This is a genomic window from Streptomyces sp. NPDC051563, assembly GCF_044454225.1.
Taxonomy (GTDB): Bacteria; Actinomycetota; Actinomycetes; order Streptomycetales; family Streptomycetaceae; genus Streptomyces.
Genome location: NZ_JBITDL010000050.1, coordinates 15,731 through 39,969, shown reverse-complemented (window position 1 = coordinate 39,969; position 24,239 = coordinate 15,731). Strand labels below are relative to the sequence as shown.

The following is a 24,239-nucleotide window of genomic DNA, read 5'->3' as shown; positions in this document are numbered from 1 at the left end:
CCCCCCCCCCCCCCCCCCCCCCCCCCCCCCCCCCCCCCCCCCCCCCCCCCCCCCCCCCCCCCCCCCCCCCCCCCCCCCCCCCCCCCCCCCCCACCTCCCGCAGCCAGCCCGCGCCCAGGCCAACCCCAGCCCCGCCGGCGTTTGAGGCGCAGGGGACACCGCGCTACCGGCGCAGCAGGGTGACCACCGCCGCGCCGCCCAGGCCGATGTTGTGCGCGAGCCCGACCCGCGCACCCGCGACCTGCCGGGGCCCCGCCGTGCCGCGGAGTTGCCAGACGAGTTCCGCCGCCTGGGCCAGGCCCGTCGCTCCCAGGGGGTGGCCCTTGGAGATGAGGCCGCCGGAGGGGTTGACCACCCACCGGCCGCCGTACGTCGTCGCGCCGGATTCCACCAGCGCCCCCGCGCCCCCGTCCTCGCACATGCCCAGCGCCTCGTACGTCAGCAGCTCGTTGATCGAGAAGCAGTCGTGCAGCTCGATGACGTCCACGTCCCCGATCCCGAGCCCGGACGCCTCGAAGACCGCCCGCCCCGCCGCCGCGCTCATCGGCTTGCCGACGACGTCGATGCAGGAGCCGGAGGAGAAGGAGGCCTCGGTGTCGGTGGTCATGGACTGGGCGACGATCTCCACCGCCCGGTCCCCCAGCCCATGCTGCTCGACGAAGCGTTCGGAGACGACGACCGCGGCCGCCGCCCCGTCGGAGGTCGGCGAGCACTGGAGCTTGGTCAGCGGCTCGTGGATCGCCTTGGCCGCGAGGATCTCCTCGACCGTGTAGACGTCCTGGAACTGCGCGTTCGGGTTGTTCGCCGAGTGGCGGTGGTTCTTCGCGCCGACCGCCGCCAGCTGCGCGGCGGTGGTCCCGTAGAGCTTCATGTGTTCCCGCGCCGCGTTCCCGAAGATCTGCGCGGTCGGCGGAGACATCTCGAAGCCGTGCCCGGCGGCCATGATCCCGTAGTGCCGGGCCACCGGCGAGGTCTTGAAGTCGCCGCCGTCGGCCCCGCCCCCCAGCGCGCCGCGCTTCATCTTCTCGAAGCCGAGCGCGAGCACGCAGTCGTTGATCCCGCCTTCGACGAACTGCCGCGCCATCATCAGCGCCGTCGAGCCCGTGGCGCAGTTGTTGTTGACGTTGTAGACGGGGACTCCGCTCAGGCCCAGTTCGTACGCGGCCCGCTGGCCGGCCGTGGAGGCCTGGAAGCAGTAGCCCACCGGTACCTGTTCGACCAGCCCGTAGTCGATGCCCGCGTCCGCGAGCGCCGCGTCGCCGGCTTCCTTCGCCATGTCCCAGTACTGCCAGTCCTTCGACTCCGGCTTCTCGAACTTCGTCATGCCGACGCCCACGATGTACGACTTCATGTGTATCCCCACTGCCCTTCAGTCCTTCGGTCCTTCGGTCCTTCGGTCAGTCCCTGGGTAGGCCGAGAATCCGCTCGGCGACGACGTTGAGCTGGACCTGCGTGGTGCCTCCGGCGATGGTCAGGCAGCGGGACATGAGCATGCCGTGCACCGCCCGCTTCCCCGCCCCCTCGCTCACCGCACCGGCCGGTCCCAGCAGTTCGAGCGTGAGCTCGGCGGTCCGCTGCTGGTGCGGGGTCTGGACGAGCTTGCGTACGGACGCGCCCGCTCCGGGTTCCAGTCCGGAGACCTGCTGGAGCGTGGTGCGCAGTCCGATGCAGGCCAGGGCGTGCGCCTCGGCGGCCAGTGTGCCGATCCGCACCCGGTACCCGCCTTCGAGGTCGGCCGCGCGCGCGAGCAGCGCTTCCAGGCCGGTGTCGAAGGTCATCTGGTCGGCCATGTGGACGCGTTCGTTGCCGAGGGTGTTGCGGGCGACCTTCCAGCCGCCGTTCTCCGCGCCCACCAGGGCGTCCGCGGGGAGCGGCACGTCGTCGAAGTACACCTCGTTGAAGAGGGCCTCGCCGGTGATCTCCTTGAGCGGCCGGATGTCGATCCCGGGGGTCTTCATGTCCACCACGAAGTAGCCGAGCCCCTTGTGCTTGGGGGCGTCCGGGTCGGTGCGGGCCAGCAGGATCCCGTAGTCGGCGCTCTGGGCCGAACTGGTCCACACCTTCTGGCCGTTGACCAGCCACGAGCCGTCACCCGAGGGCGAGTGCTCCGCCTTCGTGCGCAGCGAGGCGAGGTCCGAACCGGCTCCCGGCTCGGAGAAGAGCTGGCACCAGGTGATGTCCCCGCGGAGCGTGGGGAGCAGGTAGCGCTCCTGCTGCTCGGGGGTTCCGTAGGCGAGGAGGGACGGGACGACCCAGGTGGCGATGCCGAGGTCGGCGACCTTGACCCCGGCGGCCGCCAGTTCCTGCTGGACGACGAGCTGTTCGACGGGTCCGGCGCCGAGCCCGTACGGGGCCGGCAGGTAGGGGGCCGCGTAGCCGGTGGGCGCCAGTACCCGGCGGGCGGTGGCGGGGTCGAGCCCGGCCGCGTCCGCGATGGCGCTACGGGCCTTCGCGCGGTGGGTCTCGGCCCGCGCGGGCAGTTCCAGGCGCAGCTCGCGGCGCGCGCCCGCGGCGGCGAGCCGGACGGCCCGGACCCGGTGGCCGTCGCCGGAGCCGAGGAGCTGGCGGGCGACGAGGGAGCGGCGGAGGTAGATGTGGGCGTCGTGTTCCCAGGTGAAGCCGATGCCGCCGAGCACCTGGACGCAGTCCTTGGCGCAGGAGTACGCGGCGTCGAGCGCGGTGCCGGCGGCGAGCGCGGCCACCAGCGAGCGGACCTCCGCCGGTTCCTCCGTGGCCTGGGCGGCGTCCCAGGCGAGCGCCCGGGCCTGCTCCACGCGCACCAGCATGTCGGCGCACAGGTGCTTGATCCCCTGGAACTGCCCGATGGGCCGCCCGAACTGCTCGCGCACCTTCGCGTACTCGGCGGCGGTGTGCAGGGCCCAGGCGGCGGTGCCGCAGGCGTCGGCGGCGAAGAGCACGCAGGCGAGGTCCCGTACAAGCGCGGCGTCGACCTCCAGGAGGGCGCCCGGCCCGGCGGTGACCCCGCGGGCGCGGACCTCGGCGGTGGGCCGGGTCGGGTCGGCGCTGTCCTGGGTACGGACGTCCAGCGCGGCGGCGTCCACGGCGAACCAGCGGGTTCCGTGGGCGGTCTCGGCGGCGAGCAGGACGAGGTCGGCCTCGCCCGCGCCCAGGACGGGCGGGGCGGTCCCGTCGAGGAGGTAGCCGCCCTCCACGGCGACGGCGGTCAGGTCCCCGGGTCCGAGCGCGACGGCCCCGACCCGCCCGCCGAGGGGCTCTGCCCCGGCCCGGTCGAGGAGGACGGAGGCCAGCACGCTCGGCAGGTACGCCCCGGGCAGCGCCGCCCGGGCGGCCTCCTCGACCACGACGGCCAGGTCGAGCAGGGTGCCGCCCTCCAGGTGCGGTTCCAGCAGTCCGGAGGCGAGCAGCCCGTCCCAGTAGGCGGGCCGCGAGCCCGTCTGCGATGGGGTGTCGAGGAGTTTGCGGACCTCCTCGGGCGGCACGGCCCGCGCGACCCAGCCGCGTACGGCCTCGGCCAACTCCCGCTGTTCCTGTGTGATTCCGATGCCCATGCGCGGCAGAGTAGAACACGTTGCATTCTGACGGAAGGTCAGAACTGGAACAGGTTCTCACTTTGGCACGGCGCCGCCGCAGGACCGGAGCCGCCCTCAGGCGGTGACGAGCCGGCGGCCGGGCGCGCCGGCACCGCGCCGGCGGTGGTAGGCCACGGTGACGACCGCCAGCAGCGGCCCCCAGGCCACCAGGGGCAGGTAGCAGGCCGTCATCACCCAGTACGCCGCGCCCGTGGGGGAACCGGGGGCGCCCATGTTCCCCGGGTCGTTCCAGCCGATCGCCCCCAGGACTCCCAGCAGGGTCAGGGCGGCGGCCCCCAGGCCTGCGGGGATCACGGCGGCGAGCGGCGGGACGCGCCTGGCGCCGATCAACGGCAGCCAGTGCGGGGCGACTTCCCCCCAGCGCTGCACGAGGCCGAGGGCGAGGAACCCCAGCGCCTCGGCGAACACGCTCAGGCCGATCATGTAGAGCGAGAACCCGCTGCCGAAGCTCACGTCCGCCAGCGGGTCGTCCCCGGAGAACCCGAGCGGTACTCCGCACGCTCCGGCGATCCGCCACAGCCCCGTGGGCAGCGGGGCGAGCGCGGCGAGCCGGGCGAGGCGCACCGCCCGACGGCTCGGCCGGCACTCCATCGACGCCGCCGCGCTCATTCCTTGTCCCCCGAGGTCGCCGAGGCCGCCGAGTTCGCCGAAGCGGCAGAGTTCCCCGACGGGTTCGGCGGGAGCACGTGCCGGACCGTGAAGTCGCCGCTCTCGACGGTCTCGTACGGTGCGGCGCTGAGGCACTTCGGCACCTCCGGCCCGTCGATGCCGGACACCGCCCAGCTGTAGCCGACCCGGTCCTTCTCCCCGCCGCCCTTCCCGTCGTAGACGGTGAATCCCACGCGCTTGCCGACGGCGCCGGGGGGCAGGTCGGAGCGCGTGATGATGCCGGTGGCCGTCGCGACGGGACCGCCGGTGAGCAGGCAGTCGATGCGGCCCTCGGCGTAGGCGCCCTGCTTTCCGTCGGCGGAGTAGTGGCTGAACCGGAAGGTGCCGCGCGAGGTGCCGGCCGGGGCGTCGGGCTCGGCCGGCTCGGCCGGGGCGAAGCCGTGTGCGTCGAAGGAGAAGCGGACCTGCTGGCCGTCCGCCCGGTACAGCTTCGCGGAGCCGGTGAGGCTCGATTCCCTCGGCGTCTTCCGTGCCGCCCCGTCCGTGGCGGATGCGGTGACGGCGAGGCCCCCGATGACCGCCAGTGCGGCGAGTCCGACGACGGACGTACGGAGGGTGGTGCTGCGCAACATGACGAACTCCTTCATCCCGGCGCCCGGTTGAGCTGCCGTTCGGTGTGGCATCAGCCTCCTCCGGCGGCCCGGTGTGCGGCCATCGGCCGATCGGGAGATCCACTCGGGGGCCCGGCCGACCCGCTATGCCGTTCGGCAGAGGGACCCCGGCCCGGGGCACTCCCTAAGGTCGTGGGGGTGAAGATCATGGACATGGCACACCGGGACCGTGCCGTCATCGGCGGCGTGGCCGCGGCCTGCTGCGTCGCCACGGTCTTCCTGGGCCTACGGCCGCTGCCCGCGCTCGCGGCCGTCGGAGTCGTCCTCGGGGTGTTCGGCTGCCGGCCGCGCTCGCTCGGGTGGACCGGGGCCGCCACGGGCGCCGCCGGTGGCCTGCTCCTGCTGGCCGCCTTCGCCTGGCCCGGACGCGGAACGGCCGGCGGGTCGCTGTGGCAGTTGGTGGCCGTGGGAGCGGTCCTGCTGCTCCTGACGGCCGCGGTGCGCTGGTCGCCCCGGCGTCAGCTCCTGGCGGGCGGCGGGCTCGGCGCCGCGGCGGTCGCCGGGTGGACCGTCCCCCTCGTACCGGACGCCTCCTTCTTCGAGTCGCTCGGCCTGATGGCCTTCTGGTCGGCGCCGGTCCTCGTGTCGGTCGTCGTCGGCGGCTATCCGCGGCTGATGGAGGACCGCCGCCGGCAGGCGGCCCTTGCCGCGCGCCGCGCCCAGCAGCTCGAACTCGCCCATGACCTGCACGATTTCATCGCCCACGACGTGAGCGGCATCGTGGTCCAGGCCCAGGCGGCCCGGTTCGTGGCCGAGCGCGATCCGGCGGCGGCGGCCCGGGCGCTGGAACGGATCGAGCGGGCCGGGCTCGCGGCACTGGCCTCGATCGACCGCACGGTCCGGATGCTGCACGCCGCCGACGGGAGCTCCGGCGAGGGAGAGGGTGACGGTCCGTCCGGCAACGGTCCGTCCGGGGACGGGGACGGGGACGCGGCCGCGGGCGGCGACCCGCGTACGGTCCTGCCCGGCATCGGCCAACTCGCCGAGCTCGTCGACCGGTTCGGCGAGACGGGACAGGTACGGGCCCGGCTCGACCTGGCCCCGGGGGTCACCGAGGCCCTCTCCCGCGAGGGAGCCGCCACGGTCCACCGGGTCGTGGTGGAGGCGCTCACCAACGTACGCCGTCACGCCCCGGGAGCGGCCGGCGTCCACGTCGCGCTCAGCACGGACCGTACGACCGTCGAGGTCAGCGTGACCGACGACGGCGGCCGTGGCCGCTCCGCGCACCTGCCCGCGCTCCCCCGCCTCGACCGGGGCCCCAGGGGCGGCGGCGGACTGCTCGCGCTGGCCGAGCGCGTGCGCGCCGGCGGCGGCACCTTCGCCTCCGGTCCGCACCGGGACGGCTGGCGCGTGACCGCGACCCTTCCGGCCACCGGTCACGGCATCATGATCCCGTGACCACCCGCATCCTGATAGCCGACGACCAGGAAGACGTGCGCAACGGCTTCCGCCTCATCCTCGACTCCCAGCCGGACATGACCGTCGTCGGGGAGGCCGCCGACGGCGCGACCGCCGTGGAACTCGCCCGGGCGCTGCGGCCCGACGTGGTCCTCACCGACATCCGGATGCCGGGCCTGGACGGCCTGGAGGTGACCCGGCTCCTGGCGGGCCCCGCCGCCGAGCACCCCGTCCGCGTGGTCGTCGTCACCACCTTCGACCTGGACGACTACGTGCACACCGCCCTGCGCAACGGCGCCTGCGGCTTCCTGCTGAAACGGTCGGGCCCCAACCTGCTGATCGAGGGCGTACGGGCCGCGATGGCCGGGGACACCCTGATCAGCCCGCAGCTCACGGTCCGGCTGCTGCACAGCCGGTCCGCGCCGCAGCCCGTTCCCGGGCCGCGCACCGCCGTCGAGGACCCCCTGACCGTGCGGGAGCGCGAGATCGCCCTGCTCGTCGCCCGGGGACTGACCAACGCCGAGATCGGTGCCGAGCTGTTCATCTCGCCGGGCACCGCCAAGACCCATGTCGCCAACATCCAGGCGAAGCTGGCGGTCCGCAACCGGGTGGGCATCGCCGCGTGGGCCTGGGAGAGCGGCCTGGCGAGCGGCACCGGTACCGGTATGGGCACGGCCACCGGCACCGGCACCGGCACCTGAGACCCCGCGGACGTCAGGAGCGCTGGTAGTAGTAGCCGTCGCCGTGGGAGGGGCCCACGTTGTGCTGGAGGCCCGACGGGAGGCTCTTGGTGAAGAAGGAGGGGTCCAGGACCCCGCAGAACTGGCTGGTGGACTTGGACTTGTCCACGGCCGCCGAGCCGATGTTGATGCGGTTCCCGCCGGAGGCCAGCGAGGTCACCTTGGCGATGTTCTCGCAGTGGCCCAACTGGGTTTCGCTGATCAGGCGGACCGACCCGGACTTGTTGATGATCACCTTGTCCGGCTGGCCGATGTTCAAGTCGGCCTTGTAGGCCCAGGTCCCGACGTAGTACGCGGGCACCGCGTCGCCGCCGCCGGAGCCGCCGCTGGGCGAGCCGCCGCCGCTGGGGGAACCGCCGCTCGGCGAGCCGCCGCCACTGGGTGAGCCGCCGCCGCTCGGGGAGCCCGCGCCTCCCGGGGTGGCGCCCGTGCCGGTGCCGGTGCCTCCGGCGGCCGGGCCGCCGCCGCCCTGGGTCGCGCTGCTGCCGCCCGGGGTGCCGGCGCCCCCGCCGGGGGTTCCGGCGCCCGCCGCGGCGGCCTGGCCGTCGGGCACCGGTACGGGCGGGTTCTGGGGGGCCTGGGGGCTCTCCGCGTTCGGGGTGCCGGGGGCCGGTGAGCCGCTCGGCGCCGAAGGGGAGCCGGCGGAGGCGCCGGGCGTCACGGGCGCACTGCTCGCCGGGGGTGTGGCCAGCGCCCCGCGGGCGTCGCCGCCGAACGGCTGGAGCAGGACCACCGTGCCGCCGCCGACGGTGAGCACCAGGACCACCGGCACCGCGAGCGTCAACCGCCGCCGCGCCCGGCGCGGCTCGGGCGGCGCGGTCTCCACGACCTGCTCGCCGGACTCCCCGGCCGCTCCCGCCTCCGGCCGCAGTCCGAGCGTCGCCCGGTCGGGAGCCGGCGCCTCGGGTACGGGTGCGGGTACGGGCGCCTCGGCCGCCGGGGCCGCCTCCGCGTCGAGCAGCCGCGCCGCCTGCCGGGCCAGCCGTTCCACCACCCCGGGCGGCAGCCACGCCCCGCCGGGCGCGGCCGGGGGGACCCGCTCCGGGTCGGCGAGCAGCTCGTCCACGCCCGGCCGCTCCTCCACGTCCTTGACCAGGCAGCGCCCGATGAGCGCGCGCAGGGAGTCGTCCGCGACCCGGTCCAGGGCCGGTTCGCCCTCCACGATCTGGAACATCACCGCGTGCTGGTTGCTGACTCCGTGCCCGAAGGGCAGTTCGCCCGTGGCCGCGTACATCAGGACGCAGCCGAGCGTGAAGACGTCGCTCTTCGCCCCGGCCCGCCGCCCCCGCACCTGCTCGGGCGACATGAACCCGGGCGAGCCGACGACCATGCCGGTGCTGGTGAGCAGTGATTCGACGGAGGTCTCCAGGGCGCGCGAGATCCCGAAGTCGATGACCCGGCTGCCCTCGACGGTCAGCATCACGTTCGACGGCTTGAGGTCGCGGTGCACGATCCCGGCACTGTGGATGTCCTTGAGCGCGTGCAGCAGCCCGTCGGCGAGGGTGTGCACGGAGTCCACGGGCAGGGGGCCGTACCGGCGCACGATCTGCTCCAGCGAGAGCCCGGGTACGTATCCGGTGGCCACCCAGGGCCGTTCGGCGTCGGGGTCCGCGTCCAGGACGGGCGCGGTGTACCGCTCGCCGACCTTCCGGGCGGCGTCGATCTCGCGGCGGAAGCGGGCCCGGAACTGCGCGTCGGCCACGTGCTCCTCGTGCACCACCTTCACCGCGACGGTACGACCGCCCTCGGACCGGGCCAGGAACACCCGGCCCATCCCGCCCGCACCGAGCCGCCCGAGCAGCCGGTACGGCCCGATCCGGCTCGGATCCCCCGCCGCGAGCGGCTTGATGCCGCCGTCCGCGTTGTCGGCGCTGCCGTCGTCCCTCACCGCACTGCTCATGTACTGCCCGCCCCCGGTGATTCCCTGTGGTCGTCCGTGCCGGCCTCGCGGCCGATCGAACCCGCCACAGAATAGGGGCAGTTGGTTGCAGCATGAAGGCAAGGGTGACCGAAGCGACAAAGTCCCGGCCACACCACCGGCCGCCCCGCCCGCCCCGCCCGCACGCCCGGCCATACGGGTACTTCCCCGCGGACCGGCGGCTCACGGAAGGGCGCGGGCCCGAAACCTTTCTCCTCAAGGGAGGGACGGACCGGGTCGGCCACCCGCACGGAACCCGCGCGCACCGTCCACGGATGGCCGCTATCCCCGCTCGCCGGATGTTGCTTGAGTGCGCGTAACCCGTTCACCCCCTGCCCCAGGGAGTACCCATGTCCTACCGCCCCCGCCTCCGCAGCGCGGTGATCGGCGCGTGCACCGCGGTACTGCTCGCCGGCACCGGCCTGCTGGCGCTCCCCGCACAGGCCGGGAGCCCGCAGGCTCCGGCGGCTTCGGCCCGGATGTCGACGCGGCCCGAGATGCAGGTCAGGACGTTCGTCGGCGACTACAAGAGCGCCGTGAACGGCCGGCACGCGGAGGGCAAGAGCCCGGCCGACGTCCGCAAGGAGTACCTCACGACCGGACTCGACGGGCAGCTCTACGACTGGGGCGGCGCCCAGCAGAAGGACCCCGTCTTCCGCAGGAACGAGCTGCCCGAGAGCTGGAGCGCGACGGAGAAGGAGCAGGCGAACGGCCACGCCAAGGTCGTCCTGACCCAGACCTTCGAGAACGGCACCACGTCCGACGTCTGGTACCAGGTGGACACCACGACCCTGCTCATCGACGGCCTGACCGACCCCTCGTGACCCCCGCCCCGGTCACCGCGCACCGGCGGCCGGGGCGACACCGCCCGTCAGAGACTCCGCACGAACTCCGCGAAGGCGGCCGGGGCGACGGTGAAGGCGGGGCCGTCGGGGTTCTTGGAGTCCCGGACGGCGATGCGGCAGGGCTGGGGGGCGATCTCTACGCACTGGCCGCCGGTGTCACCGCTGTACGAGGACTTGTGCCAGGCGGCGGCACCGAGGGGAGCGCACTCGACACACTCGCCACCGGTGTCACTGCTGTACGAGGACTTACGCCACCGCGCGCCCGTCAGGTTCTGGATGGTGTCCATAGCGTTCCTCCATTACGCGGGCGATCAGTTCCGCCGATTTCTCCACGGAGAGCGCGGCGGCCTGCAGGTGATCGTAACGGAGCGAACCCTCCCTGAGGGCTGCCGGATTGGCCGTCATGTGCCCCTGGACGAAGTCCTCGGTGTAGACGATGTCCGGGTCGTCCTCGAAGCGCAGGAGGGTGAAGGTGCCCGGCAGCCCGGCGTGCGCGCCCGCCTCGAAGGGCAGGATCTGCACCCGTACCCACTCCCGCTCCCGCAGCCCCAGCAGGTGGGTGAGTTGCTCCCGCATCACCTCCCGGCCGCCGACCTCTTGGTGCAGGGTGGCCTCGCTCAGCACCACCCACATCAGCGGCGGCTGCTCGCGCTCCAGGATCCGCTGCCGTTCCATTCGGGCGGCGACCTGCGCGTCGAGGCCCCTCTCGTGCCGCACACCGAGCACGGCCCGCGCGTACCCCTCCGTCTGGAGCAGTCCGTAGATCAGCTGGGCCTGGAAGGTGGAGATGTACGCGGCCTTCGCCTCCATCTCCGCGTACGCCTGGAACCACGCCGGCAGCTGGCTCCGTAGGACCAACCCCACCAGCCGGGAGAACACCCCACCGGTGTTCAGTGCCGCGTCGACCCGTTCCGAGAAGTCCCGGGTCGGCACCTTCCTCGCCGTCTCGATCTGGCCGACCAGCGAGGCCGCGCAGAAGATGATGTCGCCCAGCTGCGCCTGTTTCAGCCCGGCGGCCTCCCGCAGGCGGCGCAGTTCCGAGCCGTAGTAGTCCAGCGGCGAGGCGCTGGGATCGAGGTCGCGGATGTTGACCATGGAGCGGTCACCCCCAAGTACACACCGTGCTGCGTTCGTTTCCGTCCATAGCCGAGCGTAACCATCCCGCTCCAGCCTGGTGTCATGAATCTCGCAACTGAACCCGATGCGGACGGCGTTGATGCCATCTACCGCATGGGCTTCACGGTCGGTGACCACTCCGCCCGCCACATGCGCCGCATCCTGCGGATGTTCCTCGTGCGCTGGGGGCTCGACGCCCTCATCGACGCCGCCGAGCTGGCGCTGACCGAGCTCGTCTCCAACGTGGTGCGCCACGTACCCGATCGCGGCTGCGTCGTGCTCATCCTGCGGCAGCCGCAGGGGCTGCGCGTCGAGGTCTCGGACGGCTGCCCCGCGCCCCCGCGGCCCGCGCCCGACTCCGGAGAGCTCGACGCGGGCGGCCGCGGCCTGCTGCTGGTGGAGGCGGTCACCGACCGCTGGGGCACGGATCCGGATCTCACCGGAAAGACGGTGTGGTTCGAATGCGACGCCCGCCGGCCCGTCACGGGGTGAGGACGACGTCGTCCACGCAGCTCGACGACACGTAGTGGGTGCTTCCGGCGGGCCGGAAGTAGTAGTGGACGGTCCGGCCGGCGAAGGACTTCGAGGTGGGGTCGGCGTGGGTGAGCTTGCCGGTGATGGTGATCGGCTTGCCTTCTTGACCTGCTCGGGTCCGGCGTTGAACTTCGGGATCGCCGCCTCGGTCCGCGCGGCCCGGGCGGAGGGCGAGAACTTGACGTGCGTCCGCCGCACGAGGTCCTTCTCCTCCCACGGTTCCTCGACCTCCGAACCTTCGCCGCCCGTGACCGTCGCCTTGGCCTCGAAGTGTCCCTGCGCGTCGGCGACCACCGGCGTGGCGACCTTGCTGTTCTCGGAAGTCGCCGGAGATGACGGTGTCGCGCTGGTCGAGCGAGAGCTCGCTCTTCGTGGACTTCATGGGCGAGAAGATCGGCCCAAGCCGGTAGTTCAGCACCGCCTGGTCCTGCGGAGGAGCCGCTCGCCCAGGGTGCCGGTGTACTTCACGTCCACGGTGGACTCACCGAGTACCGCGAGCTTGGTCCCAAGGTGCCCACAGCGGGTAGTTGACCTTCTCGCAGGAGTCACAGTCGTCCGGGACGTCCTACTCGAAGTCATGGTGCAGAGTGCCGCGCTGATGCATTGCCGGATTGCGCACGTGTTCCTGGCCCATGCGCCGGAACGAATTGAGGACCTGCCCGAAACGGACAGGTCCTCAATTCCTTATACATGCCGGGCTCTAGCCACGTTGCCTCAGCCTGACATCGCGAGGAGCGGTCAGGGCTTTCGGCGCTCCAGCTGCTGTGCAGCCCGCTCCCTCACCACGGCCTCGTTCGATTCGAGCAGCTGCATCAGTGCGTGTTCGGCCTCGGGGCCGGGCAAGGCACCAAGTCCGCGAATCGCCTTGGCCGCCAGACTGCGGTTCTCGTCGTAGTCCAGATAGTCCGGCACCCATTGGGCCGCATGATGCAAGGCATCGACTGCCCGGGGTGAGCGCAAGGCGCTCAGCGCCGCCACGACATCCTCGTGCTTCTGATGCCATTCAGCCCAGCAAAGCTGAACGAGAGGCGACACGTGGTCCGCGGTGAAACCGAACGAAGTGCACAGGATGAGCGCCATCTCCACATCCAGCGCGTCCCGGCGGTCCAGGGCGTCCTGCAACAGCCTGCACCCCAGTGCCTGGCCGTCCTCGGTACGGAAGTGCTGAAGCACCTCCTCCGGAGACAGTCGACGGCCGCCCCCCGGCACATGGACCAGCCCCATGATGAGCTGACGATCCTCCGGCGTCATCGTGTGATCTCTTCCCAACCCTCGATGCTGTCATTGAATAGATCGAGAGCGTCTCCGCGCCCGAGGCCGATGTTGATCTGATCCCCTTCGGCCTTGAAGAACGCCGATCGCCTGAACCATCCCCTTGAAATACCGGCCATGTCAGGATAGGCGGCTGCCGTGGCTGCCGACGCGTCTCGCACGCCGGTGGCCGCCAGCCTTTCGGTCGTACCCGCGCGAACGGTGAACCTGACCATCCGGCCGGAATAGCTGTCGGAGAAGCTCTGCGTCGGGGAGGTGAACGTCTCGCCGGTGTGCGAGAGACGGCCGGTTTCCTGGAGCGTGGCGAAGTGCTCCTCGCTCATCGTCCGGTAGAAGGTCTCCCCGGCCTCGCTGTCCCCGCCTTCCCCACAGTTGTGAACCAAGACCGGCTTGGTCCCCGCCAGCACGTAGTACGTGTGCAGGTCCGACACCGTGAGGTTGTAGACCGTGGCACTCTCCGCGGTCCACAGCGTGGCCGCGGTGATCTGGACACGGGTGCCGGCGCTGGTCTGGAGCCACTGCCCCTGCTTCAGGGCAGTGGCGTCGACCCAGTCGCTCAGTTCGGGCACCCAGAAGGGGTGGCCGTCGGTCGCGGTGACTTCGGCGGTCTTCGAGCCCGATGCGCCGTCGATGTCGATCGTGATCTTGACGAGGTGCTTGAGGCCCTCGCCCTTGATTTCCGCGCCGACCGTCTCGGCCCGGGTCTCACCGGTCTTGGGATCGGTCGCGAGGATCTCGTCGCCAGTCTTGACGTTCTCGATCGCCTTGACGGAGCCGTCCGCCATCAGCACCTTCGTGCCGGGCACGAAGCTGTTGCTGGCGACGGAACAAGAACCGCCGCCTCCCCCCTCGGCCTTGCCCGAGCCACCGCTGCCACTGGATCCGCCCTTGCTGCGGGCGGAACTGCCGGAGGAGCCACCCGGCTTGGTCGTGCTGACCTTGCCGCCACCACCGGAAGCCTTGCGGGCGGGCTGCGAGGAGGCCTTCGGGGCCGCCTTGACCTGGGCCTTCTTCTGGACGGGGTTACCCGTCTTCTTCTTCGCTGCGGCTGCCGCGTCGGCTGTTCTCTTGGCTGCTTCGGCCGCCTTCTTCTTGGCCCGTTGCGCGGCCTCCTTCTTGGCCTTCTCGATCGCCGCCTTCTTGGCCTGTAGCGCTGCCGCCTCCGCGGCCTTCGCTGCCTTCAGAACGGCCTCGGCGGCGATCTTCGCCGCCTTGAACGCCTTGATGGCACCGATGGTGCGGTCGATGGCCCTGAGGACCGAGGGGATCTTGCCGAGCTTCGCCCACGGAATGGCGTCCAGGATGATGCTGCCGCAGGACCACATGTCACCGCCGAAGCAGGCCATGGCGTCGTTGATGCCGATGAAGTCCTTCAGCGTCTCCCACGCCACGGCGAGGATGACGGAGGTGAGGGACTTGCCCTGCATCGCCTGGGCCTGGGCGACCTGCGCCGCCGATAGGCCCGCGCCCGCGAGGGCCGCGGCGCGCTCGCTGGCGGTCAGACTGATCGACAGACCCGTCGGGTCCGAGAACGTCATCGGGTTGTTGTGCGCGTAGGCGTACCCGTTGGACTGCAGCGGGTCGTTCATGTCCAGGATCGGGTCAGCGGACAGGAACCGGCCGACGGCCGGGTCGTAGAGACGCGCGCCCAGCGGCTGGAAGCCGGAGGCATCGTCCCGGTCCTTGCCCAGGAAGCCCTTGCTGCTCTGGACGTTCTGCCCCGCGGTGTCGGCGCCGCGCTGGTTGCCGAACGGGTCCTGCTTGCGAATGCGGACCGGCTGGCCGCTACCGAGGGCGACCTCCGCGTAGAGGCTGCCCTGGTGATCCATGGCAAGCGCCGTCAGGGAGTCGCCGCCGGTGCCGTTGGCGTAGCGCAGTACCGAGCCGCCGGGGGCGGCGTAGGTGCGCTCGGTACGGACGAGGACCCCGCCCTGCTGGACGGTGACCTGCGCCTCGGCGAGGTACAGGGTCGCCTGCTTGCCCTTGATGGTCAGCAGGGTCGACCCGTCGGGACCGTAGATGTGACGGGTGTCGTTCTGCGGCAGCCACTGCTGGGCGGCCTGCGCCGCGTCACAGGTGGCCAGGACGATCGGCGTCGAGTTGGCGTTCGTCCCGCCCTGTACCGCGAGGCACAGACCGGACGGGGCATGGGTCAGCTGACCCGAGGCGTTGCGCTTCAGCTGCTGCGCGGCGGAGCCGTCGCACTTCTGCAGCTGGGCCGCGGCGCCCGCCGTGTTCGAGGCCGGCTGGATGCACCAGGTGTCGTAGACCTCCAAGGTGCCCAGCTTGGCGTCCGCCTGGCCCGGGACCGGGTCGAAGTGCCACGCCTGGGCCACGGTGCCGTTGCACTGGTACAGCTGGATGGCATTGCCGGCGCTCGCGAGCCCGGACTTGAGGTCGATGCACTTCTGGCCGAGACCCACGTACGGGCTCTTGCCGCCCGAGCCCTGGCCCGTGATCCGGTCGACCTTGCCGTCGTAGGTCCAGGTCAGGTCCTGCTTGTCACCGTTCTGCACAGACGTGACCGACTTGGTCTCGCCGGTCAGCTCGTACAGGCGCGTGGCCTCCGCCGTGATCTGCGCGCCGGCCGGGGTGACGTACTTCTTCGTCACCTTGGTCAGCGTGTGCGGCTGGTCCTTCGCCGCGTTCTTGCCGTACTCGTAGGTGCTGACGGCGTCCTTCGCCGTGTCACCCGCGAGGTTCCGCTCGGTCAGCTTGGTGCGATTGCCGAGCAGGTCGTACTCGTACTCCTGCCAGTAGCCGGAGCCGTCCTTGCCCGCGACGACGTTCATGGTGCCGTCGGTCTTCTTCGGGGTGGTGCAGGCCGTCTGGTCCTTTGAGGTCCAGGCCGACTTGAGCTGGCCCAGCGGGTCGTAGGAGAAGCACTGGCGCTCCTCGATCCCGACGGACTTCTCCTGGACCGAGGTGACGTTGCCGGCCGGGTCGTAGGAGTACGCCCGGTTGGAGACCAGGTTGCCGCCGACGAGACTGGCGGTGTTCTGCTCCCGGTAGACCGACTGTTCCTTCAGCTCACCGCTGGACTCGTCGAAGGAGTTCTGCGTCCAGACGCGGTAGGGCTGGGCGCCCAGCGTGGAGCGGAGGACTTGGCCGTACGGGGAGTAGACCGTCTCGGAGCCGTACCAGTCCTTGCCGGAGACGGAGAGCGGCTGCCCCTCCTTGTTGTAGCGGACGACCAGCTTCTCTGCGTCGAGCGCGCCGATCGCCGGGAGCTGCGCGTCCTCCAGCTTGCCCGTGTCGCTGTAGTTGTAGCTGTAGTTGTAGTCCTTGGCGAAGCCCCAGGTGTCGACCATCTGCTGCGGGAGCGACTGGGTGGTCGAGGTGGGCTGGTAGTCCTTCGTGTAGCCGTTGACCTTCTGGGTGTAGGCCAGGCCATCGGTGTAGCGGGTGGCGCCGGCGGGCATTCCCTTGCCACCCGGGGCGCTGTCGTACGAGAAGTCGGCCAGCAGTGTGCCGTTGGCGTCGTTCATGCGCTGCTGCTTCGGCCGCGACAGTTCGTCGTAGCCATTCCAAGTCTTCACACCGCGGGCGTTGGTGGTCGTCACGACCCGGTCCCGGTGGTCGAACTCGGTGCGGGTGATGCCCGTGTCCGGGTCGGTCGCGGAGTCCATCCGGCCGCGGTGGTCGTACGTCCAGGTCCACGGATGCGTCGGGTCGGCCGAGTTGGTGGCCTTCACGCGCTGACCGCGGGCATCGAACTCATACGAGGTGGACGTGTAGCCGTCGGGTGCGGCGGGGTTGATCGTGTCCGCGCGCACCGTACGGCCCAGGGCGTCGGTGTAGACCCGGTAGGACGAAGCGCCCGCCGGGTTGATGATCTTCGACCAGTCCTGGCCGTACTCGTAGCGGGTGGCCCGCTCCGGGTACGCCTTGGAGGAGGTCTCCTGGGTCGCGGGGTCCACGTACTTCATGTACGGGGTCTCCGCCAGGACGCGGCCGAGGCCGTCGTAGGTGTAGCGGGTGATGTTGGGTATCGCGGTGTCGGCGAGCGGCGTGAACAGCTCGCCGATCTTCGCTTCCTTGGTCAGGTAGGCGTTGTTGGTCTGCCACACCTCGCCGGAGCTGTTGTACAGGGTGTCGGTGACCAGGTAGCCGTCACCGCTCTCCGGCTCCTCCAGGGACTGACGCTCGCGGCCGAGGCCGTCGTAGAGCGTCACCGAGGTCTCGATCCGGCCCCCGTCACCCCGGGAGTACGTGGTGACGAACGGAGGCTTGCGGATCTTGAGGGTGGAGTCTTCCGGGTCGGTCTCCTCCGGCGGGATCGTGTACTCGGCCCGGAAGTCGGGCACCGCGGACGCGGAGGGAGTGCGGCCCGCGGCCCACGCCTCGGAGATCCGGCCCAGCGGGTCGAACGCGGCCACGCTCACCAGGCCGTTGGCATCGGTCGTCTTCAGAGTGACCGCGCGGCCCGGCTCCAGCTCCTGCACCTGGGTGTGGCCGAGGCTGTTCGACTGGGTGACCTTGAAGACCTGGCCGGTCGGCGGGTCGAAGCTGATCGTGGAGGACTTGCCGTCCGGGTCGGTCGCCCGGATGACTCGGCCGATCGCGTCGAAGCCGGTCGTGCCACTGCTCTGGAAGCCGGTGCCCGCGCCGTTCAGCGACCAGGACTCGGTCGCCAGACCGCGGGTGGTGCCGGCCAGGGCGGTGCCGTAGGCCGTGCCGTCGTAGGAGGTGCGGGAGGCGCCGCTCAGTGTCGACAGATCGGCGAAGTTCGCCGCGGCGCAGGTGGTCGGGGAGACGAGGACCTGCTTGGAGAGACCGATGATGTTCTTCGCGGTCTGGTGCAGGTACTCCGTCTTGGTGCAGGACTCGTCACCGGGCTTGCCGGTGTCGCCCAGGGACTCCACCAGGGTCGGCAGGCCGTACGCCGACTCGTAGGTGGTCTTCGTGCGGACCTCGCGGAGGGTGCGCGGGTCGTCCTCGTTGGTGCCCGAGGACTTCGTGTACGCGATCTCCTCCGGTTCCGTGACCCGCCAGGCCTTCAGCGGGTCCAGGCCGTCATCGCGGTTGCGCTTGGCCAGCTCCGTGGCCTCGGGGATCGTGATGCTCCGGGACAGCCAGTTGGTGTCGGCGTCGGTCGCGTTGCTGTAGCTGAGCTCCTCGGAGACCCGGCCGGCGAAGGCCTGACGGTCGTAGACGGTCGAGCCGTCCGACCCCTTGATCACGTTGCCGTCGACGTCCTTGACCGGGACGGCGTCGCCCAAGCCGCGGAAGTACCGGGTGACGGCCTTGGACTGCTTGCTGCCGATGGCCGGGTCTTCGGTACCGGTGATGACGGTGGTCTGCTCGGCACCCGCGAACTGCGAGTACGTACGCGTCGACTTCTTGGTGAACTCGGTGTCGGCGAGCTTCCAGGCCGGGTTCTTGTACGTGTAGGCCGTCTTCGTCCCGTACGCGCCGTCGACGTTCGGGAGCTCCTCGATGGACTGGACCACGTACTTGTGGAACCAGTCGATGTCCTCGACCTCGGGGTCCGGGTTCCAGAACGACGGGTAGCAGAGACGGTCGTTCGACTTCAGCGCCGCCGTGTCGCCCTTGCCGGGCAGCGGGCCGGAGAGGCAGGAACCCTCGATCGGCTTGTACGTGACGACGGTCTCGCCGCCGTACTCGTTGATGACGCGCGCGATGCGCAGCCGGGAGAACCCGGGGCGCTGCGGGTTGACCGCGAGGACGCGGTTCGGCATGTCCTCGGTGTTCGACTCGAACCGGACCGGGCTCAGTGCCACGCTGGCGTCGGTGGAGCCGTTGCGGGCGTAGCCGGTGCGCTGGATGGACTCCAGCCACAGGGCCGTGTTGGGGCCGGTCTTCAGCTCGGCGAAGCTCTGCTTCAGCTGGTACACGTCCACGACCTGGCGGGCAGTGGTGTCGGTGCGGCGCTGGGCCGAGGTCGTGATCTTGTCGAGGCGCTTGCGGGTCCAGAAGGTCGGACCGGCGTTCCAGCACTTCTTGCCGGACTCGCAGCGCAGGTCGGCCGGGGTGTCGAACCAGGGCCGGTACTGGCCGGGATCCTTCGACTTGAAGTTGTCCTCGGTGCAGGCGACGCTGCCGACGGTGTAGCAGCGCTCGGCGACGCTGAAGCCGATGCGCGCCGGGGCCTCGGTGCTGAAGATGGTGTCGCGGCGCTGGCCGTAGTCGATGCGCGACAGGTAGCCGTCGCGGTCGTAGACGACCGGCGCCTTGAAGTTGAAGTTGCGCGCGTAGTAGTTCTGGTCCTTCTTCCACCACAGCGACATGGCATTGCCGTGGAGGTCCTCGACGTAGTCGAGGCTCCAGCGCCAGCCCTGCGTGCAGTAGGAGTTGGCCCAGTCGCCCGCCTTGTAGCAGTCCTCGCCCGGGTGGTTGCCGTAGACGGGGACCGTGAGGACGGAGTCCGTGGTCGGGTCGTCGGCGGCGGAGCCGTGGTCGGACCAGCCGGGCAGCCGGTTCAGGCCGAAGTGGTACCGGGTGCCGTCCTTGGTGGTGACGACCCAGTACTCGCCGTCCTTCGCGCCGTTGCCGGTGGCCTGGCCGGTGAGGCGCTCGACCTTCGAGCCGTCGCCGTTGGCCGTGGTCCAGGTGCCCTTGGCCGCGTCCCACACCAGCTCGGTGGTCATGCCGCCGAGCGAGAGGGTGGCGTTGTCCGAGCCCCAGCACAGGTCCGCGGTGCGGTGCGTGGCGTTGTTGGAGCCGGCCTTCTTCGAGTCCTCGCGGCAGTTGGTGTACGTGCGGGTGATGGAGCCCGCGTTGTAGTCCCAGCCGTCACCGATCCAGGAGGCCTGGTTGTTGGTCGAGGAGGTGCGGCCGTCGACCGACTGCGAGGAGTAGGACAGGTTGACCTTCGGCATCAGGCCGCCGGCGGTCTCCGGGGTCTGCACCTGGTAGCCGTAGGTGAAGGCGCCGGAAGAGGCGCCTGCGGACCATCCGCCCGAGGACAGCAGCGGGGAGGCCGTGAAGTCGCCCTGCACCGAGGAGCCGGTGTCGAGCATGCCGATCGCCGAGCCGCCCGCGGCGTTGGCGGCGGGCTGGGCGAGGGCCTGGACGGCTTCGCTGAACGTCGCACTGACGGGCTTGGCGTAGCTCTCGTCGCCGCCGAGCAGGCGCGCGACCGGCAGCTTGCCGGTGACGACCTTGCGGGTCGGGGAGCCCTTGGCCGCCGCGCTCTTGGTCGGCGCGTCCTTGGCCGGGACCGTCCGCACGGTGGAACTCAGGCGCTCGACCTCGGGCGAGTCGGCCTTGAGCGACATGGTCTGTACGCCGCCCTCCTCGGCGCACTCGCCCGCGTTCGGGGAGGAGTAGACGCACTCGGGCAGCAGCACCAGGCCGAAGCGGTCGGCGGCCTGCGGCCCGTAGAGGTCGGCGAAGCCGGTCGTGTCGACGCTGAGGGAGACCTCGGCGGCCGGGTCGACCGTGGCCGGCGGGGTCACCTTCATGACCAGGCCGGAGACACCCGCGTCCTGCGAGGTGGCCGGAGAGGCGAGCTCGACCTTCCAGTCACCCGCGACGGTGGCCGGGTCGGTGCCCTCGGGCACACCGAGGGCGATCGGCAGGCCGTTGGTGACCGGGACGGTGGCGCCCGGCTGGGTGGCCGCCGACAGCGTCGCGTTGCCCGTGCCCGCGGCCCACGCGGCCGTGGCCTTCGGGTCGTAGGGGTCGACCGGCACCTCGCGCGCCGTGGTCAGCGCCTTCTGCGCCCCGCCGTCCCCGTCGAGCTCGGTCGCCTTCGGCAGGTCCGGGAGGTCGACCGTCGTGGTCGACCCGTCGCGGTCCATGCCCGCCCCCGGGATGGCAAGCGCCTCCCCGCCGAGGCTCATCACCGTCAGTACCGAGGACAGCAAAAGGACGGTCGCCGTGCGGCTTCGCCGCCGGCGCCGTCGTTGTGACTCCGTCACGGCTGGGCGTCCCCGCCCTAGCCATGACAGAGGACCTGAAGCACGCATGCGCGTCGACTCCCACCCTGACAATTCAGATAACAAGTGCGGTGCGGAAACACCAAGAAGCACGGGCCGGTCTCAGGCGCGTGCGTGCGTACTCTCCGGCATGGGTCACGCGGGGAGCAAGAACGTTTGCTTCCGGTTTCACGGGCGTGAAGTGAGTTGACTCACGCCCCAGTTCACCGTGAACGGGCACCAGAAGTCACCAACCGGAAACATCCACCAATCCGGACATCGACCCCCCACAAGCCACCTCGAATGTCCACATGCCGGACGAACAGTGACGGTTGGTCAAGCCGTCCCCTGCGGAGAGTAACGTTCTTATAAAATTCTCATGTGTGGACCGGTCGTGAGGACTGTGTGATCGTGTCTCAGCTTCTCTGCCCCGCGGTCTGCCGTCTGGGGTCGGTTGTGCTGTCCACAATCCGTCTGGTTCCCACGGGAGTAGACCGCCGTGCCCGCGTCGCCCTATCTCAGCCCCTTCGTGCGCACGCGCACGCGGCTGTCTTTGACCATCGGCCTCTTGCTGGCCTCCCTCACAGCTGCCCTGTTGACCTGGTGGCAGCCCGATCCCACCCCTGCGACGGCCGGCGGCGAGGCCGGCAACGCCCGGCAGGCGTCCACCGGCCCGAAGGACGAACCCACCGCGGTGGACGAAGCCGTTCGCAGTGGCAAGCAGGTCCTCATCGACACCGCCACCACGGCGACCTCCCTGACCTGGGCGCTGCCCGACGGCCAACTGCGCACCGAGACCCACGCCCTCGCGCAGCGGGCGAAGAACGCGGAAGGCCGGTGGGCCCCGCTCGACAACAAGCTGGTGCGTTCCGACAAGGCCCCCCGCGGGCTCGGCGTCGTCCCCGTCAACGCCGCCCTGCCGGTGCGCTTCGCGAGCGGCAGCGACCGCAAGGCACGCGCGGACCGCTCCTTCAACCGGGCCGAGACGCCCGGTGAATCGCTGCTCGCCGAGGCCGAGTTCGGCGGCCACACCATCGCCTACACCTGGCCGGGCGCCCTGCCCGAGCCGGTGCTCGACGGCCCGCGCGCCCTCTACTCCGAGGTGCTGCCGGGCGTCGACCTGCTGCTCGTGGCCCGCGAGGAGGGCGGCTTCGCCCAGGTCCTCATCGTGAAGACCCCGCAGGCCGCCCAGAACAAGGCGCTCGCCCAGGTCGGCTACGGGCTGCGCTCGGCGACCGCCACCTTCCGGCACGACACCGAGGGCAACCGCGTGGCGGTCCTCGACAAGGACGGCGCCGAAGTCGGCTCCATACCGACCCCCTTCGCCTGGGACTCCAGCGGCCGCGACCCCGAACTGCCCGAGGGAACCGCCGCCCGCACCGCGACCGCCACACCGGCGGACGTCCTGAAGCTGTCCGGTCTGACCGGCATCGAGCCCGGCGCGAAGTCCGCCCAGCTCCCCGTCGCCCTGGAGGGCGACAAGACCGGCACCGCGCGCCTCGCGCTCGACGTCGCCGGCACGGGCCTCCTCGCCGACGCGAACGTGAAGTACCCGCTCTTCGTCGACCCGACCATGAACGCGGGCTGGCAGGCGTGGACGACGGCGTACCGCCCGTACCCCAACTCCAGCTTCTACAACGGCACCAACTTCTCCTCCGGCACCTCCGACGCCCGCGTGGGCTACGAATCGGACACCGGCGGTCTGGGCCGCTCGTTCTGGCGGATGGGCTTCGACCCGAAGATGAAGGGGGCCAAGGTCACCAAGGCCACCTTCAAGGTGCTGAACAACCACTCCTGGTCCTGCACCGACCGCGAGTTCCAGTTCTACCTGACCGGCTCCATCTCCTCCGGCACCACGTGGAACTCCCAGCCCTCCTGGTCGACGCTGCTGCAGAAGAAGTCCTTCGCGCACGGCTGGAACACCTCCTGCCCCGACGAGTACGAGGCGTTCGACAGCTCCGGCGTCCTGGCGGCCGCCCAGAAGGGCGCCGACAACGGCTGGCCGAACATCACCTTCGGCATGCGCGCCACCAGCGAGTCGGACACGCAGACCTGGCGCAAGTTCCGTGCCACCTCGGCCACGTTCTCCGTGGACTACAACCGCCCGCCCTCCGAGCCCACCGCCGGCAGCTCCACCCCCGGCGGCGCCTGCGTGCCCGGCCCGGGCGGCGGCGTGACCGTCGGCAAGACGAACATCGTCCTGAAGGCCACGGCCAAGGACGACGACGGCAACCTGTCCAAGCTCCGCTTCCGCTTCTGGAAGACCGGCGGCACCGTCCCGGCCGGCACCCTCGTCACCGCCCCCGCGGGCGGCGGCACCGTATCGCTGACGATCCCGGTCACGCTCCCGCTCGAGGACAAGGCCACGTACTCCTGGGACGTGATGGCGCAGGACGCCGTCGGCGCCACCTCCTCGGTCTACCCGCCGGGCACCGAGCCCTGCCGGGTCACCGTCGACGGCTCCGCTCCCCCGCCGCCGACCGTCGACGAGGCGACCACCCCGTTCAAGCGGGCCACGTCCGACGGCGCCACCTGGGCGACCGTGAAGTTCGGCGAGACCGGTCCCCTGACCTTCGCCTCCGAGGGCGCCGCGAAGTTCCGCTACGGCTGGGAGGGCGTCTACACCGACGTCACCGCGGTCAACGGCGCCTACACCGTCCCCGCGCTCAAGCCCCCGCACGCCGGCCCGAACTGGCTGCACATCTTCTCGCTGGACTCGCTCGGCAACGTGAGCGCCCGCACCGACTACGCCACGTACGTACCGCCGCGCGACTCCGCCGACGGCCCGGGTGACGTCGGCGGCGACGGCATCGCCGACCTGATGATCATCGACGCCAACGGCAACCTGTTCTCCTACCCGGGCAGCCCGGGCGGCGAGCTGTACGGCGGCCTGACCGGCTCCTACTCCAGGGGCCCGGACGGCAAGCCCGTCCTGGCGCCCAAGGCCCCGTGGTGGAGCGGCACCAAGGCCGCGCTGATCTCCCACTACGCGGACGTCTACCCCGGCGACGGGTCCACCGACCTGTTCGCCGTGGACCCGGACGGCACCTTCTACCTGTACCCGGGCGACGGCTACGGCACCTTCAACGTGGACGAGCGGCTCGCGATCCGCCTCCCCGCCAACACCCCGGCCCCCGGCACCTGGGAGTCGATGAAGGCGATCGGCGACATCACCGGCGACAAGCTGACCGACGTCACCGTCAAGGTCGGCACCCAGTTCTGGCTGCTCTCCGGCTACACCGGAGCCACCTTCCAGACCGCGACGCTGATGGAGGGTTCCGCCTGGGGTCCCCGCGAGATCGTCAACATCGCCGACATCGACCTCGACAACACGCCCGACCTGCTGTGGCGCAGCCTGGACTCCGGCACCCTCTACATCCGGCACGGCAAGCCCGGATCCGTCGCGGGCAGCGTCGACATCAACTCGCTCAAGGTCGCGGCCAACTCCCGCGAGGGCGTCGACACCGCCTACGGGACGAGCTGGACGACGACGAACATCTCGGCGATCGTCGCCATCCCGGACGTCAACGGAGACCGGATCCCCGACCTGTGGGTCCGCTACGCCGACACCGGCAACATCAAGCTGTACTACCCGTCCACCACCAACACGAACGCCGCCGTCAAGACGGTGCTCGCGGTGGACTGGCGCGGCATCAAGTCGTTCGGCTGACCTGTCCGTCG

15 protein-coding genes are annotated in these 24,239 nt (G+C 71.0%); 5 read left to right on the top strand and 10 right to left on the bottom strand.

The genetic code is table 11. The features are described from left to right. Positions 1-163: 163 nt before the first annotated feature. From ACIA8F_RS37240 to ACIA8F_RS37225, 4 genes are all read right to left on the bottom strand, one after another. The gene (locus ACIA8F_RS37240; RefSeq protein WP_399385469.1) at positions 164-1,351 is read right to left on the bottom strand and encodes a lipid-transfer protein; all 1,188 of its coding nucleotides are present in this window, start codon (positions 1,349-1,351) and stop codon (positions 164-166) included. A 46-nt stretch (positions 1,352-1,397) separates the two neighbouring features. Continuing rightward, the gene (locus tag ACIA8F_RS37235) at positions 1,398-3,530 is read right to left on the bottom strand and encodes an acyl-CoA dehydrogenase (protein WP_399385468.1); all 2,133 of its coding nucleotides are present in this window, start codon (positions 3,528-3,530) and stop codon (positions 1,398-1,400) included. Positions 3,531-3,626: 96 nt separating this feature from the next. After that, a complete protein-coding gene (locus tag ACIA8F_RS37230) occupies positions 3,627-4,181 on the bottom strand; it encodes a hypothetical protein (protein WP_399385467.1) in 555 nt (184 codons plus the stop codon). Continuing rightward, positions 4,178-4,813 (bottom strand): hypothetical protein, encoded by a 636-nt coding sequence (locus ACIA8F_RS37225; RefSeq protein WP_399385466.1) that lies wholly within the window; start codon positions 4,811-4,813, stop codon positions 4,178-4,180. Before ACIA8F_RS37225 ends, ACIA8F_RS37230 begins: the two co-directional genes overlap by 4 nt. Before the next feature lie 186 nt (positions 4,814-4,999). Here ACIA8F_RS37225 and ACIA8F_RS37220 point away from each other — a divergent pair, with 186 nt between their 5' ends. Both ACIA8F_RS37220 and ACIA8F_RS37215 read left to right on the top strand, forming a co-directional pair. Then, positions 5,000-6,250, top strand: coding sequence for a sensor histidine kinase (locus ACIA8F_RS37220; RefSeq protein WP_399385471.1), 1,251 nt, complete (start codon positions 5,000-5,002; stop codon positions 6,248-6,250). Continuing rightward, on the top strand, positions 6,247-6,951 hold the full coding sequence (locus tag ACIA8F_RS37215; protein ID WP_399385465.1) for a response regulator: 705 nt from the start codon (positions 6,247-6,249) through the stop codon (positions 6,949-6,951). Before ACIA8F_RS37220 ends, ACIA8F_RS37215 begins: the two co-directional genes overlap by 4 nt. 13 nt (positions 6,952-6,964) lie before the next feature. On the opposite strand, the gene ACIA8F_RS37210 is transcribed toward ACIA8F_RS37215, so the two are convergent. Further along, entirely contained in the window at positions 6,965-8,890 is a 1,926-nt protein-coding gene (locus ACIA8F_RS37210; protein WP_399385464.1) for a serine/threonine protein kinase, read from the bottom strand. Positions 8,891-9,258: 368 nt separating this feature from the next. Here ACIA8F_RS37210 and ACIA8F_RS37205 point away from each other — a divergent pair, with 368 nt between their 5' ends. Continuing rightward, positions 9,259-9,732 carry a hypothetical protein gene (locus ACIA8F_RS37205; protein ID WP_399385463.1) on the top strand — a complete coding sequence of 158 codons (474 nt, stop codon included), beginning with the start codon at positions 9,259-9,261 and terminating at the stop codon, positions 9,730-9,732. A gap of 47 nt (positions 9,733-9,779) precedes the next feature. On the opposite strand, the gene ACIA8F_RS37200 is transcribed toward ACIA8F_RS37205, so the two are convergent. Continuing rightward, positions 9,780-10,040 carry a DUF397 domain-containing protein gene (locus tag ACIA8F_RS37200; protein ID WP_399385462.1) on the bottom strand — a complete coding sequence of 87 codons (261 nt, stop codon included), beginning with the start codon at positions 10,038-10,040 and terminating at the stop codon, positions 9,780-9,782. Beyond that, positions 10,000-10,848, bottom strand: a complete 849-nt coding sequence (locus tag ACIA8F_RS37195) for a Scr1 family TA system antitoxin-like transcriptional regulator (protein WP_399385461.1) — start codon at positions 10,846-10,848, stop codon at positions 10,000-10,002. The genes ACIA8F_RS37200 and ACIA8F_RS37195 overlap by 41 nt, the downstream gene beginning before the upstream one ends. 84 nt (positions 10,849-10,932) lie before the next feature. Here ACIA8F_RS37195 and ACIA8F_RS37190 point away from each other — a divergent pair, with 84 nt between their 5' ends. Further along, on the top strand, positions 10,933-11,361 hold the full coding sequence (locus tag ACIA8F_RS37190) for an ATP-binding protein (protein WP_399385460.1): 429 nt from the start codon (positions 10,933-10,935) through the stop codon (positions 11,359-11,361). On the opposite strand, the gene ACIA8F_RS37185 is transcribed toward ACIA8F_RS37190, so the two are convergent. From ACIA8F_RS37185 to ACIA8F_RS37175, 3 genes are all read right to left on the bottom strand, one after another. Further along, a complete protein-coding gene (locus tag ACIA8F_RS37185) occupies positions 11,351-11,620 on the bottom strand; it encodes a hypothetical protein (RefSeq protein ID WP_399385459.1) in 270 nt (89 codons plus the stop codon). The genes ACIA8F_RS37190 and ACIA8F_RS37185 overlap by 11 nt on opposite strands. Before the next feature lie 521 nt (positions 11,621-12,141). After that, positions 12,142-12,654: a HEAT repeat domain-containing protein gene (locus ACIA8F_RS37180; RefSeq protein WP_399385458.1), complete on the bottom strand. Its 513-nt coding sequence runs from the start codon at positions 12,652-12,654 to the stop codon at positions 12,142-12,144. After that, positions 12,651-20,483, bottom strand: coding sequence for a polymorphic toxin-type HINT domain-containing protein (locus tag ACIA8F_RS37175; protein ID WP_399385457.1), 7,833 nt, complete (start codon positions 20,481-20,483; stop codon positions 12,651-12,653). The genes ACIA8F_RS37180 and ACIA8F_RS37175 overlap by 4 nt, the downstream gene beginning before the upstream one ends. Positions 20,484-21,057: 574 nt before the next feature. Between ACIA8F_RS37175 and ACIA8F_RS37170 the strand changes: the two genes are divergently transcribed. Beyond that, entirely contained in the window at positions 21,058-24,228 is a 3,171-nt protein-coding gene (locus ACIA8F_RS37170) for a hypothetical protein (RefSeq protein ID WP_399385456.1), read from the top strand. Positions 24,229-24,239 lie beyond the last annotated feature (11 nt).